We start from the raw sequence: 15,014 nt of genomic DNA, 5'->3' as shown, positions 1-15,014 counted from the left end.
GGGGCCGGGGGCGGTCCGCTCAGCGGTGGCGGGTCCGGCGGTCCGGGGGCGGCCCGGTCCGGGAGGCCCGACCCGCCCTCAGCAGGCCGGGGATCGTCGCGGGGCATTCCGGCCCGGCCGCGCCGTCGGCGTACGCCGCCCGGTCGGCCGCGAACAGGAGGGTCGGCCGGTCGAGTTGGGCCCGTCCGGGGTGGCGCGCAGGCTGCGGGATCCCGTGGGCGCGCGGTCGCCCCTGCTAGCGTGGGAGATCACCGGGGGCAGGTCCGCCCGCCCCCGGGAGGGTCGGTCATGCACAGGTGTGCCTCATCTTCTGTGATCGGCCCGTGCGCCCCACTCGGTGTCCTACCACTGGGTGGGGCAACCCCGTTACGGGAAAAGGCCGTTGAGCAGAACCGTACCGCCCTGGTGGGCGCGTACCGGCCGTTCCGGACCGCGCGGAATCCCCCGGTCGGATCCGGTCGCGACCCGGTCGAATCCGGGCCGGCGCAGGCCCCGGCCGCCCCCTCCCGGCCAAGTGCGATCACCCGCTGTTCGACCCACGGACGACAGCACCCCGGTGCCGGCCGCACCCCGCCCCTCCGACGGGTCGCACTCCGCTCCTCCGGCGGGCCGCTGCCCGCCCCTTCTGCGGTCGCGCCCCGGGCACCGATGGGCGCAGCCGCTCCGGCCTGGGCTAACCTCCCCTTCGTGAACGATCACCCCGAGCCCTCGACCCTGCGCGTCTTCGTGGCCCTGGCCCCGCCCGACGACGCCAAGGACGAACTGGCCCGGGCCCTGCGCCCCGCCTACGAGACCTTCCCCGGACTGCGCTGGAACCGGATCGAGGACTGGCACATCACCCTGGCCTTCCTCGGCGAAGTTCCCTCCACGGCGGTGCCCCCGCTGCGCGCGGCACTGGCCGCCCCGGCGGCGTCGCGCCCCGCCCTGGACCTGCGTCTGCGCGGCGGCGGCCACTTCGACGAGCGACTCCTGTGGAGCGGGATCGACGGCGACCTGGCGGGACTGCACGCCCTCGCCGCCGAGGTCCGCGAGGTGGTCGGCTCCTGCGGCGTCACCTTCCGGGACCGCCCGCTGCACCCCCACCTCACCCTGGCCCGCTCCCGCCGCGACGATGCCACCAGCGTCCCGCTGGCCGCGGCCGGTCTCACCGGCTTCGAGGGCCGGACCTGGCCGACCGAACGCCTGCACCTCGTCGGCAGCAACATCGGCCGGGGTCCCGGGCCGATCCGCTACCGCGACATCGAGGCGTGGCGGTTCGGCTCCGCCGTCCCGAGCGGCGGTGCGGGCGCCCCCACCGCCAGGTAGCCGGGAAGGCGCACACCGCCCCGGCGGTACGGAGGGTCAGACGCGGTACGCGGCGACGTAGCGCGCCGGGTCGGCGCGCAGGTCGCCGTGCCAGCGGTCGAGGCACTGGGCGGCGAAGGTGCGGCCGGTGGCGGCGATCTCGTCCAGCGGGTCGAGGAGGGCGGGGACGTGGGGCGGTTCCAGGCCGGCCGCGACCCGGGCGTGGAGGCCGGCCCGGGCGAGCCGGAGGAGTTCGACGGCCAGCGGGCGCAGGGGGGTGTCGCCGAGGCGGGTGTCGAGGCCGTGGGCGGGCAGGCGGGCCCGGGCGGCCCGGTGCTCCCCAGCGGTGTGGTGCCGGAGGAGCTCCCAGGCGGCCCGGCAGGACTCCGGGTGGTAGGTGAGGCCGGTCCACAGGGCGGGCAGGGCGGCGAGGTGGGGCCGGGGCGGACCGTCGGCGCCGCGGAGCTCCAGGGTGCGCCGGACCCGGGTGTCGGTCCACAGCTGGGAGAGGTGGCCGGCCCAGTGGTCGAGGGTGGGCGGGGTGCCGTCGTCCAGGCCGTCGCGGATCAGGTCGGCGAAGGTGCCGTCGGGTGCGCGGTGGTAGCGGCCGTCGGCGGTCCGGTAGTGGATCAGCGGGATGCCGAGCGCCCAGTCGACGATGTCGTCGGCGCTCACCTCGGGCCGCAGCGCGGGCGGCAGCAGGCCGTGGCGGCGCGGGTCCATCCGCAGCCAGGACCAGGAGCGGTGCGACAGCAGGCCGCACGGGCGGCCCTCGTGGAGCGGTGAGTTGACGAGCAGGGCGGAGACGACGGGGGCGGCGGCCGTCTGCATCCGCAGCTTCCGGCCGAAGTCCCCGGGGTCGAGGAAGTCGAGGGTGACCTGGGTCGACAGTGACAGCGCCATCACGTACGGCGCCCGGGCGCCGGCCGGGCCGAGGCCGTCGAAGTAGCGGCGCATGACGGCCCCGCGGGTCATCGGCACCCATTCGACGTCGGCGAGCCGGCCGAACGGCAGGTTGCCGCCCGGGACGAGGGCCAGGCCGAACCCGGCGGCCAGGTCGGCGAGCCGCTCCAGCGCCGCCCGGACCTCGTCCATGGCCTTGCCGACGCCCGGGGCCGGGGTCGAGGAGTACTCGATCTGGCCGCCGTGCTCCAGCGTGACGCTGCTGCCGTCGGGCAGCCGGACGCCGGTCAGCCGGCCGGTGTCGAGCTCGGGTTCGCCGCCCCACTGCCGCAGCACCGCCGCCAGCACGGCGTGGACGCCGCGCGGGCCGTGGTAGTGGGCGCCGGTACCGGTGACCGGGTCGAGCAGCCCGCACTCGACCTCCACGCCGACCTGCTCGGTGCTGTGCGGGGCCGCGCTGACCAGGGACCGCAGTGCGGCGCGGTCCAGTGGTTCGCGCGGGCTCATCGGGTGGGCGCCGCGGCCGTGCCCCGTGCGTGCCGGGCGTGTTCCAGCAGGGCACCGACCGCGCCGAGCGCGGACTGCGCCGCGCCCTGGCACCAGGCGTGGGCGCCGGACAGGTGCTCGCCCGCGAAGAAGATCCGGGGCCGCCCGGCCGGGTGCGGGGCGCCGAGCACCGACAGGTAGCGGGTGTGCTCGCCGGGTGTCAGATGGGCGAACGCGCCGCCGCCCATGCCGGTCTGCACGTCCCAGTTGCAGTGCACGATGTCGTCGACGTCCGAGGTGATCCCGGGGTGGAGCTTCTCCAGGCACTCCAGCACCAGGGCCTCCCGGTCGGACTGGTCCAGTGCGGCGAACCGGCGGGCGTTGGCCCCCCACAGATAGGCGCCGAGCAGCGCGGCGGGCTGCGCCGATCGCAGCGGGTCGAGGGCGCCCCAGCGGGGTGTGCCGAAGCCGTTGACGCCGCCGTCGGTGCGCACCGCGTTGTCGGAGGGGTACCAGACCTGCTGGATCGGCAGATCGGTGAAGCTTCCGCCGCCGTGGATGCCGTCCTCGCTCTCCCAGCGGCGGCGGGTCACGTGCAGCACGGTCTTGGCGCTGCTGGCGTAGCTGATGCCGCGCACCGCGTGGCGCTGGGCGTGCGGCAGGCCGGGCGTGACGGTGATCTGGTCGAGCGCGGGGGCCGGGACGCAGCAGACCGCGAAGTCCGCGGTGTCGTCGAGCCGGCCCCCGATCCGGCGTCCGCGCACCCGGACGCCGTCCGGGGTCGGCGCGAGTTCGTCGATCCGGGTGGACAGCCGCAGGGTGCCGGGGCGCAGCGCGCGGACGAAGGCGTGCACCAGGGAGTCGAGGCCGTCGGTGAGTTCGACCTGACCGCGGTGGAAGAGGCCGAAGTAGTCGACCAGGACCTCCAGCAGCGAGGACTGCTCGTAGTGGGCGAGGCCGCTGGCGTGGCCGTAGAGGTCCCAGGCGTCCTGGGAGAGGTGGTCGTGGACGAACTGCCAGAGGGAGACCGAGGCCGCGCGCTCCAGTGCGGGGTCGTCCCAGTGGCCGTCCAGGGCGAGGCGCTGCTGCTCGGTGGTGAAGGACTGCCAGACCGGGCCGAGGATCCGGTCCAGCAGGGCGGACGGCTGGTGGCGCTCCTCCGGCCGCAGGGCGAAGGCGGGGAACAGGGACGCGACGTCCTCCACCCGGGCCCGTCGGCCGCGCAGGTGGTAGTAGGCCCTCGGGTTCCAGTTGACGAACGGGCGGGTCGGGAGCCGGAAGCGGGTCACGTAGTGGAGCACGCAGTGGTGGTTCGCGGGGATGCGCATCGCCCCGAGGTCGGCGTGAGTGCCGTCCCAGAACCGGTGCGTGCGCACGCGGCCGCCCGGGTGGTTGCCGCGTTCGTAGACCACGACCTCGAAGCCGCGCCGCTGCAGCTCGTACGCGCACACCAGCCCGGCGATGCCCGCGCCGATCACGACCACGCGGCCGCCGGGGCCGGCCACCGGGTTCAGCAGAGCCCGGGGGAACGCGAAACTGGAGTCGAACATCGGGGGCGGCCCTTCGCTGGACGGCCCCGACAGCCTGACTGATCGAGCATCAGCAGACCTGCCGGGTATGGGAGTTGGGGTACGGCGGTGGCGGCGCGGGCGGCGGTGCCGGTGGTCGACCGGCCCTCGCTCCGCCCGCGCCCGTGGCGCTCCGGTTCCGGTGCGCGCGCCGGGTGGGCGCCATGGGGGCGGTGGTGCGTGAGCGATCGAACGGGGACCGACCGTCCCGTCGGCCGCGACGGCTACCGGGCAGTCTGCCCGGTCGCGGGGCGTCGGCGGTGCATTGTCACCCGAATGGACGGCGCGCCCGGGGAGGGCTGGGGCGGGGCGGGTGCCGGTCGCCATTCCCGGCCGGGAATTGAGCGGTGACCGGGGTCGGCGGCACGGTGGAGGCACACACCGAACGCCACACCACCGGGGGACCGACCATGACCACCACCGCGCCCGCCGCGACCACCGCCGTCCCGACGACCACCACCGCGTTCCCGTCGACGGCGCGCAGCTACCACCTCGGCGAGGGCAGCGGCCTCGACCGGCTGTCGCTGCGCACGGCCCGGCCGAGGACCCCGGGCCCGGGGGAGGTCGCGGTCGCGGTCCGCGCGGTCTCGTTGAGCTTCCGCGAGCTGCTGGTGCTGCGTGGGCAGTACGTGCTGCCGGTCAAGCCGGACGTCGTCCCGGTCTCGGACGGCGCCGGCGAGGTCGTAGCCGTCGGACCGGGCGTCCGGTGGGCGCGCCCGGGGGACCGCGTCACCGCCACCCTGTTCCCGTACTGGCGGGACGGCCGGCTGGCGGCGGACCTGCTGCCGCAGCTCGGCGGCACGCTGGACGGGATGCTGACCGAGCTGGCCGTTCTCCCCGAGCAGGCCCTGCTGCCGGTCCCCGCGCACCTCTCCTACCAGGAGGCGGCCACTCTGCCCTGCGTCGGCCTCACCGCCTGGAACGCGCTGACCGGTGACGGCCGTGGCGTGCGCCCCGGGGAGACCGTCCTGGTCACCGGCTCCGGGGGAGTGTCCCTGTTCACGCTCCAGTACGCCCACGCCCTCGGCGCGCGGGTGATCGTCACCACCGGGAGCCGGGCGAAGGAACAGCGCCTGCGCGACCTGGGCGCCGACGAGGTGGTCAACTACCGGGACCGGCCCGACTGGCACACCGCAGTCCGGGAGCTGACCGGCGGACGCGGCGTCGACCGGGTCGTCGACACCGCCGGGTCGCTGGAGCAGTCGATGAAGGCGCTGGCCGTCGACGGTCACGTCGCCCTCGTCGGCTCCGTCACCGGCGACTGGCCGCCGCTCGACCCGCGCCTGCTCTTCGGCGTCGCCGCGACCCTGCGCGCGGTGGCGGTCGGCAGTTACGCCCAGTTCGCGGCGATGAACGAGTTCGTTGCCGAGCACGCCCTGCGCCCCCTCGTCGACCGGGTCTTCCCGTTCGAGGAGGCCGCCGCGGCCTACGACTACTACGAGCGGGCCAACCCGCTGGGCAAGGTCGTCATCACCGTCGGCTGACCGGTACTCCGTCCTGCCCCGTCACGGCAGGGTGTCCCCGGCGTCCCCGGCCTCCCCCCGCCGCAGCAGGGCGTCGATCCGGGCGGCCACGGCCAGCAGCTCCCGGTCACCGCCGCGCGGTCCGACCAACTGGAGCCCGACCGGCGGTGAGCCGTCGACCGGGAGCGGCACCGTGACCGAGGGCAGCCCCGCGGTGGCCGAGGGGGAGGTGTTGCGGATCAGCGTGGGGAACGTGGGCACCTCCCGGCCGTTGAGGAGGAGCGACTCCTCGTTCCGGTGCAGCGGACGGGCGCACACCGGCACGGTGGGGGCGAGGATCGCGTCCACGCCGTTCACCGCGAAGAGTTCGGCGTAGGCGGCCTGCATCGCGCGGCGTTCCGCGACCGCCCCGCGATGCGCGGCCGGCCCCGCGTACGCCGGGCCGGTGGGCAGGGCGGCGGTCCTGAGCAGCTCCGCGACGGCCGGGTCGGCGGCCGCGTCGACCACCTCGGCGGTGGTGCGCCCGATGCGGTGCCCGGCGAGGTAGCGGTCGAAGGCGGCGGCGAACTCCCCGAACACCAGGTGCATCCCGGCCCGGGCGTCGTACTCCACCAGGTGCCCGGTGTCGACCGGGACCCAGACGGTCCGCGGCGTGCCGAGTCGGTCCACGGCCGCCTCCCAGGCCGCCCGGACCGGGGCCTCCAGGTCCTCGGTGAACACATGCCTCGGCAGGCCGAGCCGGAGCGTGCGGTCGGGGGGAAGCGCGGCTCCGGTGCGGCCGGTGACGAAGGCGTCCAGCGCGGCGAGCCGAGCCAGGGTGCGCGCCATCGGTCCGGGGGTGTCCCGGGTGACCGACAGGGGGGTGACACCGGCCGAGGGGTAGCGCCCGGCGCTCGGGCGCAGGCCGTAGATCCCGTTGAGCGCGGCCGGGATGCCGACGGACCCGCCGGTGTCGGTGCCGAGCCCGGCGTCCACGATGTCCGAGGCCACCGCGGCGGCCGTACCGCCGCTGCTGCCGCCCGCGAACAGGGACGGGTCGGCGCCGTTGCCGACCGCGCCGAAGGTGGGGTTGCCGGAGGTGACCCCCAGCGCCAGCTCGTGCATGTTCGTCTTGCCCAGGACCATCGCGCCGGCCGCGCGCAGCGCCGCGACGACGGGTGCGTCGGCGGCGGGGACGAACCCGGCGAGCGCGGGGGTGCCCGCCGTGTTGGGCAGGCCCGCGACATGGATGTTGTCCTTGACGGCGAGGCACCAGCGGCGGGCACCCCCGCCGCGCCGGTCGTGGCGGGCCGCCTCCGCCCCGGCCCCCTCGGCGTCGAGGGTGATGAAGGCATTGAGGTGTGCGACGACGGCGGCGCGCTCCAGGGCCGCCGCCACCGCCTCCTGCGCGGGGCCGCGGCCCGCTGCTCCCGGCCCGACCATCCGACCGCGCTCCCCTCGACCGTGCGACCGCTGACTCCGTGGGACGGCTCACTCCGTGCAACCGCCTGGACCGCAGCCTCGCAGCCGTCCGGGCGGTCGGACGCCCGCGGCGCCCGGCGGGCCGCGATCTCGACAACTTCGTCACAGGAGCATCGGGTCGCGTTCCGGTGGGCCGGATCCTCGGAATCATCCATGCCGGGCATCGGGGAGATGCCGGTGGACATGATCGTTGGGGGTAACGATGAGTACTCGGACCGCGGACGCGAAGCCGCCGACCAGGCGCCGGCCCGCCGGGGAGAACGCCGTCCGCGCCTTGGCGCACGGCCTCTTCCTCCTGGCCGGACTGGCCACCACGGTGCTCGGCTTCAGCTGGTTCGTCGACGCGAACGAGGAGGCGGGCGCCTACCGCACCGCCCCGGCGTGCGGCACGGCGGCGCACACACCCGGCACGGACTGCGTGCGGCACGAAACCGGCACGGTGACCGCGAGGGGAGCCAGTTCCGTCGGTGACGGCACCGTGTTCACGCTGACGGTGGCACGTGGGACGGGCTCCGGCCACCGCTACACGGTCGACTCGGACCTCTACCACGCCACGAAGGTCGGCGCGGACGTGGACCTGACGCTCTATCGGGGGAGGGTGGCCGAGGTCTCGCACGACGGTGCACGGACCTCGCACTCGGGCACGGCCTGGGTGGCATCGCTGGAGGTGGCTCTCCTGGTCGGCCTGGGAGCGGCGCTCACCGTCATCGGCCTGACCTGGACGCGCTTCATCACCGACGTGGCCTCCTTCGCCTTCGCCATGGGCGGCTTCACCGCCGTCATGGCGTTCGTCGGCAGCCTCACCCTGGTGCCGTCGCAGCTGCCGCTCGCCGCCACCCTGGCCTTCCCCGTGCTCGGCTGGCTGGGCATGACCCTCCTCCCGGCGGTGATCGTCCGGAGCGACTGACGTTCCCGGCCCCGTGCTCCCGGTGCTCCCGTCCTCCCGGCTCTTCCGGACCGCCCTCCGGGACCGGATACCCGCAGCCGCTTCCCGCCGGCCGTTCGTGGGCGTAGCGTGGCCACACGGTGGTGCGTCCGCCGGGGTGCCGCCGGCCCGTGTCGGCACGCCCTGCCGGAGGCCGCGATGGCAGCAGACCGGATGGCCTTCCTCACCACCCCGCGCGCGGAGCGCGAACGACGGGACGCGCGGGAGCGGGTCGACGACTGGCGGGAGGTCTACCGCCCCGGGTCGTTGCTGCCCATCGTCGGCGGGCAGGCCGCCCGCTGCATGGACTGCGGGCTGCCGTTCTGCCACAGCGCCTGCCCGCTCGGCAACCTCGTCCCGGACTGGAACCGGCTGGTGGCCCTGGACGGCTGGCGGGCCGCGGCCGGGCGCCTGCTGGCGACCAACAACTTCCCCGAGTTCACCGGACGGCTCTGCCCGGCCCCCTGCGAGAGCGCCTGCGTGCTCGCCGTCGACGGCGGGGCGCCCGTCACGATCAAGAACATCGAGCTCGCGCTCGCCGACCGCGCCTGGGAGGAGGGCTGGGACCTCCCGCAGCCGCCCGCCAGCACCACGGGCCTGCGGGTGGCGGTGGTCGGCTCCGGCCCGGCGGGCCTCGCCGCCGCCCAGCAGCTCACCCGGGCCGGCCACAGCACCACGGTGTACGAGCGGGCCGACCGCCCCGGCGGGCTGCTGCGCTACGGCATCCCGCCGTTCCGGCTGGAGAAGCACCGGCTGGACCGCCGGCTCGACCAGATGCGGGCCGAGGGCACCACCTTCCGGACCGGCCTGTGCGTCGGCCGCGACCTCGCGGCCGACGAGTTGCGGGCCGAGTGCGACGCGCTGGTGGTCGCCGTCGGCGCGGGCCTGCGGCGCGAACTGCCGGTGCCCGGGTGCCGGCTCCCCGGCGTCCACCAGGCGATGGCCTACCTGACCGGCGCGAACCGGGTCGACGAGGGCGAACTCCCGGTCGCGCCGGTGTCCGCCGAGGGTCTCCGGGTGGTGATCGTCGGCGGTGGCGACACCGCGGCGGACTGCCTCGGCACCACGCTGCGACAGCGGGCGGCCGCCGTCACCCAGCTCGACATCAACCCGCGCCCGCCCGTGCGCCGGGCCCCCGGACAGCCCTGGCCGGTCCACCCCAAGGTCCACCGGGAGACCACCTCGCACGAGGAGGCGGACGCCACCGGGGGCGGGGTCCGGGTGTTCGCCGCCAGCACGGTCGCCTTCGAGCCCGGCCCGGACGGACGTCTCGCCGCGGTGCGCTTCGCCGACGCCGAGTCGCCCGACCGCACGCCCCGGGCGGGCACCGAGCGGAGCGTCCCGGCCGAACTGGCACTGCTCGCGCTCGGCTTCAGCGGCCCCGAGCCGGAGCCCTGGCAGGCCGCCGGGCTCGGCCTCGCGGTCGGCCCGGACGGCGCCTTCGCCCGGGACGACGGCTTCGCCGCCGGGACGGCCGGTGTCTTCGTCGCGGGCGACGCGGGGCGCGGTCAGTCGCTGATCGTGTGGGCGATCGCCGAGGGCCGCTCGGCCGCCGCCGCCGTGGACCGCTACCTGCGCGGCCGCACCGAACTGCCCGACCCGATCCGGGCCTCCGCCCGCCGGCTCACCCTGTGACCGGTCGGAGCGTGCTGCGCCGAAGCGTCCTCAGGCCCGCGCGCCGGCGTTCGCAGCGGCGTTGGCACCGAGGTTCGCACCGACGTTCGCGCCGGTGCTGGCGAGGAGCAGCCGGGCGACCTCCCGGGCCTCGGCGGCGGGGTCCGGGGTCCGGGTGAGGGCGGCGAGGGTGATCGCCCCCTCGGCGAGCAGGGCCAGGTGGACCCCGGTGCCGGCCGGGCTGCCGGCGTCATCGGCGAGTCCGGTGAGGTAGTCGCGGAGGGCCTCCTTGTGCCGGCGCGCAGCGGCGGCGACACCGGGCGCGGTGGCGCCGAGTTCGCCGTAGGAGTTGACGAAGGCGCAGCCCCGGAAGCCGGGCCGGGCGAACCAGTCGGCGAGCCAGTCGTACACGGCGAGCACCCGCTCGGCCGGAGTGCCGGCGACGGCGTCCACATGGTCGGCGAGGTCGGCGAGCCACCGCCGGTCGCGGCGCTCCAGATAGGCCTCGACGAGATCGTCCTTGGACGGGAAGAGCTGGTAGAGGCGGCGCAGGGTGACGCCGGCGGTGGTGCGGACGGCGTCCATGCCGACCGCCTGGACGCCCTGCGCGTAGAACAGCTCCTCGGCCGCGTCGAGGATCCGGGTACGTACGGCGTCGGTGTCCATCAGCCCTGTCCTTTACATGAGAACCACGGTTCTCATAGAGTAGCGGACACGACGAGAACGACCGTTCTCACTCGACTGCCGGGGTCGTCCCTCCGGTGTCGTCCCCCGGAGTCGTTCCCAGAAGGAGACCGGCATGTCCGAGCAGCGCCCGCCCCTGCCCCCGTTCACCGAGGAGACCGCCCGTGTGAAGGTCCGGGCCGCCGAGGACGGCTGGAACACCCGCGACCCGCAGCGAGTCTCCCTCGCCTACACCCCGGACAGCCGGTGGCGGAACCGCGCGGAGTTCGTCACCGGGCGCGAGGAGATCGCCGCCTTCCTCACCCGCAAGTGGCAGCGTGAGCACGAGTACCGGCTGGTCAAGGAGCTCTGGGCGCACACCGCCGACCGCATCGCGGTCCGTTTCGCCTACGAGTGGCACGACGGCGCCGGTCAGTGGTACCGCTCCTACGGCAACGAGAACTGGGCGTTCGACCAGGACGGCCTGATGGCGCACCGGCACGCGTCGATCAACGATCTGCCCATCACCGAGGCCGAGCGCCTCTTCCACTGGCCGCTCGGCCGCCGTCCCGACGACCACCCGGGGCTGACCGACCTCGGGCTCTGAGCCCGGAGCCCTGAGCCCGGGGCGACTCAGGTGATCGAGTAGGACAGCTTGACCCGGTCGGAGCTGTCACTGATCCTCAGGCGCAGGTAGTAGACGAACTGGCTGTCGTTGCCGTCCGGATGGGTGGAGAGGGTGCAGGCGTCGACCAGCGTCACGCTCAGTGAAGTGGCCTCGGGGGATCCTGCCGGTCCGACCCTGCCGATCGTCTGCTGCGGCGTGATCTGGGAGTCCACCACGTCGCAGCACTGGTGCACGGTGACGCCCACCGACCCGTTGCCGGGGATTCCATTGGGGTCGTCCAGTTCCGCCAGCAATTGGACGTTGATGGTGGTGCCTGCGGAAGCGCGGAACGCGGGCGAGAACATGGTCACCGTCGTGGAGGCGGTGAACGACTCGCTGATCGGCAGGGAACGGGAACCGCTGCACGACTTGTCCGTCCTCAGATCGAGTTCATCGGACACGGGGGCGTCCTCTCGTGAGGTCGAGGTACCGAATGTCGAGGAAGTGCCGACTTTTTCAGCATCGCCGCAACGAGCCCGGGCCGCATCTCTGTCGGTCCGGCGCGAGCTGCCGGCCCCTCCCTCGACCACCTGACGGCCGGGGGAGGGGCCGGGCCGGAGCGCGGTCCACGCGGGGTCAGGCGCGGCAGCGCAGCATCGTCAGCGGGGGATTGGCGGCGTAGTCGTCCCAGAACTCCTCGCCGTACTCCCGCACACCGGCCGCCGAGATCTCCAGCGGGACCCAGGTGATCCCGGTGAACCCGGCCGCCCGCAGGCTCCGCTCGTAGACCTCGCGGCCGGGAGGGTTGGCGACGAAGGAGATCGGCGGATCGAGGAGCGCGGTGATCCTCACCCGGGGCCCGATCTCGGAGTCCTCGCCGAGCGATTCGCAGAGGAAGCCGTACTTGGCCAGGGACGGTCCGTCGAAGCGGTAGTCCGGGTGTTGTCCGAAGGCGAAGAACTCGGCCCCGGCCGCCATGCTCCGGTGGATGTTGCGGCACATCCGCTCGATGGTGGCGACGTCGTCGGCGTAGTTGAAGAGCTGGACGGCGACCGCGATGTCGAACGGCTCCTCGAAGGCGCGCAGTTCGGCGACGTCGCCGAGCTCGTAGCGCACGCCCAGCGGCTCGGCGTCCTCCCGCGCCCGGGCCGCCTCGACCATCGCGGAGGAGATGTCGACACCGAGGACGCGGGAGGCGCCGCGGCGCTTGAACTCCCGGCTGTAGAAGCCGGTTCCGGAAGCGAGGTCGAGGACCGACCTGCCCTCGACGTCGCCGACCAGGCCGAGGAAGCCGGGCACCTCCCCGTAGCGGGCGAGCGGCAGGGTCTTGAAGCCCTCGAACGCCTCGCCGATCCCGTCGTACAGCTGACCGCTCATCGCGTCGGTCCCCCTCTGTTCGGTCCGTGGCGGCGGCCTTCGGAACGGGCCGCGGCCTCCGGCGGGAAGTCTGCCGCCCGCCCGCCGGGCCGGCGAACTGGCGGAAACCCCGAACTTGGTGCGGCCAGGGGCGGTTCGGTTCTCGTGTTCGTCCCGACCTGAGCCGGGGCCGCTGCACCTTCACGGCCCCGAGCCGACACACCGACCCTCGAGACACCGACACCTCGACGCACCGACACCTCGACATACGGACACGCCGACTGCCCGGCGGCACTGTTCAGTCCAGCAGCACACCGGGGTTGAGGATGCCGTGCGGGTCGAGGGCGCCCTTGACGGCGCGCAGGGCCAGGGCGAACGGCTCCGGACGCTGGCGGTCGTAGCCGGGGCGGTGGTCGCGGCCGACGGCATGGTGGTGGGTGACCGTGGCGCGGTGGCGGTGCAGGACGTCGGTGGCGGCGGCCTTGATGTCGTCCCAGACGGCGACCTCGTCACCGGGGCGTCCGGCCACCGCGACGGTGAAGTAGGGCGCGGCGCCGTCCGGGTAGACGTGGGTGAGACGGCAGTTGACGGTGGCCGTCTGTCCGGTGGCCGTGCGGGCGGCGGCGCCGACCTCGGCGCGGACGGCTTCGATCAGGGCGGGGATCCGGTCCCACGTGGCGGCGGTCTCGAAGGTCTCGACCACGGCGCCCATCCGGGCCAGCCCGTCGCGGAGGTAGGGCATCCGCAGGAACGCCGAACGCCAGGCGCCCACGGCGCCGCCGTCCGACCCGTCCGACCCGTCCGACCCGTCCGAGCCGAGCCGTCCGCCGTGGTCGCGGACCAGCTCGACGGCGGCGGCGAGCCGGTCGTCGACGGGCCCGGTGGCGGACTCGAAGCCCAGGACCAGGATGCTCGATCCGTCCTTCGACGCGCCGGAGAACAGGGCCTCGCCGGGGTCGAGCAGCCGGCAGTTGGCCGGGGCGAGGTCGGTCTGCGCGACGGCGCGCACGGCGTCCAGCGCGCGCCGGAAGTCGGTGAAGGCCAGCGCGGCGGAAGCCTTGTGACGGGGGCGTTCCTGCACCCGCATCCAGGCCTCGGTGATGACGCCGAGGGTGCCCTCGGAGCCGAGGAAGAGCCGGTCGGGCGAGGGTCCGGCCCCGGACGCCGGCAGTCGCCAGGAGGTGCTGGTCCCGGTGGGGGTGACCACGCGCAGGGACTGCACGAAGTCGTCGATGCGGGTGTACCCGGTGGCGTAGTGGCCGCCGGCGCGGGTGGCCAGCCAGCCGCCGAGGGTGGAGAACTCGAAGCTCTGCGGGAAGTGGCGTAGGGTCAGGCCGTGGGGCCGCAACTGGTCCTCCAGTACGGGACCGAGAGCCCCGGCCTGGATTCGGGCGGAGCGGCTGGTCGGGTCGACCTCCAGGACGCGGTCCATCGAGGTCAGGTCGAGCGACAGCACGGCGCGGTGGGCGTCGCCGCGGTACTCCACCCCGCCGACCACCGAGGACCCGCCGCCGAACGGAACGACGGCCACCCCGTGCGCGCCGGCCCAGTCGAGCAGGTCGGCCACCTCCTGGTCTCCGGTCGGGCGGGCGACCAGGTCCGGGATCCGACCCGGGCGGCCGCGCAGGGCGCGGGCGATGTCGCGGTAGGCCTTGCCCATGGCGTGGGCGGCACGGTCGTCGGGGTCGCCGCTGACGAGGTGCGCGAGGGAGGTCGGTGGCGTCACGGCGGGCCGGCCGACGGCGAGGTCGGCGACCCGGGGGACCGGCAGCGGGCGGGCCAGGGTGCCCGGCAGCAGGGCGCCCAGCGCGAGGCACTCGGCCTCGTCGGGGTGGGCGTCCTGATAGCCCCAGCCCCACCAGGACCGGAGGCGGGGGACGGTCTCGGCGGCAGGCGTCATGAGGCAGCTCCGGGGGGATCCGATGAACTTACCGATCAGTAAATTACCCTAAGGTAAGATAAGTTCTATGACAATGCTTCCCACCAGGGCCGGCACCAAGGGCATGCCGAGGGCCGAGCGTGAACGACAGGTTCTCGCCGCGGCCACCGAGGAGTTCGGCCGACGCGGCTACGAGGCCACCACCATGGCCACCGTCGCCGCCCGGGTGGGCGTCACCAAACCCCTGCTGCACCAGTACTTCGGCAGCAAGCAGGACCTCTTCCTCGGCTGCCTCGAACCGGTCGGCGACCGGCTGCTGACAGCCGTCCGGACCGCCATGGCCGACCACGACAACGGCGCACCCCCCACACCCCTGCGCGTGCTGCGCGCCCTCTTCGACGCCCTCGACGGGCAGCGCGAGGCCTGGTTCGTCCTCTACGACCCCTCGCTGCCGCCCGGCAGCGAGGCCGCCCACCGCGCCGCCCACTACCGCGACGCCATCGACGAGCTCGCCGCCACCGGCACCGCCGACCTCCTGCACAGCACCGGATCCGACGACCCCCTCGACGCCGACGCCCTCAAGTACGCCTGGCGCGGCCTGTGCACCACCCTCGTCCGCTGGTGGATCGAGCACCCCGACCAGACCCCCGAGGCCATGGCAGGACGCTGCGCCCGGATCTTCGCCACCGCCCGGGCCGTCGGTCCGGGCTGAGGGCCCGGCCGCGAACCACCGTCGGGCAGCACCGCCGCGAACCACCGTCGGGCGGCCGGCAGAGCCGACCGCCCGACGGTGTTCGGCGGACGT

Annotated in this window: 13 protein-coding genes; 6 read left to right on the top strand and 7 right to left on the bottom strand. The window is 74.7% G+C overall.

All coding sequences use genetic code 11. The features are described 5' to 3' along the window. Positions 1 to 648 precede the first annotated feature (648 nt). Positions 649 to 1,305 (top strand): RNA 2',3'-cyclic phosphodiesterase, encoded by a 657-nt coding sequence (gene thpR / locus VR45_RS29880; RefSeq protein ID WP_107084316.1) that lies wholly within the window; start codon positions 649 to 651, stop codon positions 1,303 to 1,305. 36 nt (positions 1,306 to 1,341) lie between these two features. Here thpR and VR45_RS29875 read toward each other — a convergent pair whose 3' ends face one another. Both VR45_RS29875 and VR45_RS29870 read right to left on the bottom strand, forming a co-directional pair. Continuing rightward, positions 1,342 to 2,694 carry a glutamate-cysteine ligase family protein gene (locus VR45_RS29875; RefSeq protein ID WP_045942990.1) on the bottom strand — a complete coding sequence of 451 codons (1,353 nt, stop codon included), beginning with the start codon at positions 2,692 to 2,694 and terminating at the stop codon, positions 1,342 to 1,344. Continuing rightward, positions 2,691 to 4,223: an NAD(P)/FAD-dependent oxidoreductase gene (locus VR45_RS29870; protein WP_045942989.1), complete on the bottom strand. Its 1,533-nt coding sequence runs from the start codon at positions 4,221 to 4,223 to the stop codon at positions 2,691 to 2,693. Before VR45_RS29870 ends, VR45_RS29875 begins: the two co-directional genes overlap by 4 nt. Positions 4,224 to 4,588: 365 nt before the next feature. Here VR45_RS29870 and VR45_RS29865 point away from each other — a divergent pair, with 365 nt between their 5' ends. Continuing rightward, positions 4,589 to 5,725 carry an NAD(P)-dependent alcohol dehydrogenase gene (locus VR45_RS29865; RefSeq protein WP_234326307.1) on the top strand — a complete coding sequence of 379 codons (1,137 nt, stop codon included), beginning with the start codon at positions 4,589 to 4,591 and terminating at the stop codon, positions 5,723 to 5,725. 21 nt (positions 5,726 to 5,746) lie between these two features. Here the strand turns inward: VR45_RS29865 and VR45_RS29860 are convergent, their stop codons facing one another. Beyond that, complete coding sequence (locus tag VR45_RS29860; RefSeq protein ID WP_045942988.1) at positions 5,747 to 7,126, bottom strand: amidase family protein; 1,380 nt, start codon at positions 7,124 to 7,126, stop codon at positions 5,747 to 5,749. A 241-nt stretch (positions 7,127 to 7,367) separates the two neighbouring features. Here VR45_RS29860 and VR45_RS29855 point away from each other — a divergent pair, with 241 nt between their 5' ends. Beyond that, positions 7,368 to 8,072 carry a hypothetical protein gene (locus VR45_RS29855; protein WP_045942987.1) on the top strand — a complete coding sequence of 235 codons (705 nt, stop codon included), beginning with the start codon at positions 7,368 to 7,370 and terminating at the stop codon, positions 8,070 to 8,072. A 177-nt stretch (positions 8,073 to 8,249) separates the two neighbouring features. Beyond that, positions 8,250 to 9,725, top strand: coding sequence for a glutamate synthase subunit beta (locus tag VR45_RS29850; RefSeq protein ID WP_045942986.1), 1,476 nt, complete (start codon positions 8,250 to 8,252; stop codon positions 9,723 to 9,725). 30 nt (positions 9,726 to 9,755) lie between these two features. On the opposite strand, the gene VR45_RS29845 is transcribed toward VR45_RS29850, so the two are convergent. Continuing rightward, positions 9,756 to 10,370 (bottom strand): TetR/AcrR family transcriptional regulator, encoded by a 615-nt coding sequence (locus tag VR45_RS29845; protein ID WP_045942985.1) that lies wholly within the window; start codon positions 10,368 to 10,370, stop codon positions 9,756 to 9,758. 133 nt (positions 10,371 to 10,503) lie between these two features. Between VR45_RS29845 and VR45_RS29840 the strand changes: the two genes are divergently transcribed. Further along, on the top strand, positions 10,504 to 10,974 hold the full coding sequence (locus VR45_RS29840; protein ID WP_045942984.1) for a nuclear transport factor 2 family protein: 471 nt from the start codon (positions 10,504 to 10,506) through the stop codon (positions 10,972 to 10,974). Positions 10,975 to 11,000: 26 nt separating this feature from the next. Here the strand turns inward: VR45_RS29840 and VR45_RS29835 are convergent, their stop codons facing one another. The 3 genes from VR45_RS29835 to VR45_RS29825 form a co-directional block, all read right to left on the bottom strand. After that, positions 11,001 to 11,435 (bottom strand): hypothetical protein, encoded by a 435-nt coding sequence (locus tag VR45_RS29835; protein ID WP_045942983.1) that lies wholly within the window; start codon positions 11,433 to 11,435, stop codon positions 11,001 to 11,003. 175 nt (positions 11,436 to 11,610) lie between these two features. Then, a complete protein-coding gene (locus VR45_RS29830) occupies positions 11,611 to 12,351 on the bottom strand; it encodes a class I SAM-dependent methyltransferase (protein ID WP_045942982.1) in 741 nt (246 codons plus the stop codon). Between the two features lie 277 nt (positions 12,352 to 12,628). Further along, positions 12,629 to 14,230 carry an FAD-binding oxidoreductase gene (locus tag VR45_RS29825; protein WP_045942981.1) on the bottom strand — a complete coding sequence of 534 codons (1,602 nt, stop codon included), beginning with the start codon at positions 14,228 to 14,230 and terminating at the stop codon, positions 12,629 to 12,631. A gap of 67 nt (positions 14,231 to 14,297) precedes the next feature. On the opposite strand from VR45_RS29825, the gene VR45_RS29820 reads away from it, so the two are divergent. Further along, entirely contained in the window at positions 14,298 to 14,921 is a 624-nt protein-coding gene (locus VR45_RS29820; RefSeq protein WP_045942980.1) for a TetR/AcrR family transcriptional regulator, read from the top strand. Positions 14,922 to 15,014: the final 93 nt, after the last annotated feature.

Source organism: Streptomyces sp. NRRL S-495 (assembly GCF_000966955.1).
GTDB classification, from domain to species: domain Bacteria; phylum Actinomycetota; class Actinomycetes; order Streptomycetales; family Streptomycetaceae; genus Kitasatospora; species Kitasatospora purpeofusca.
The sequence above is the reverse complement of the archived record's forward strand: the minus strand, read 5'-3'. Positions and strand labels throughout refer to the sequence as shown.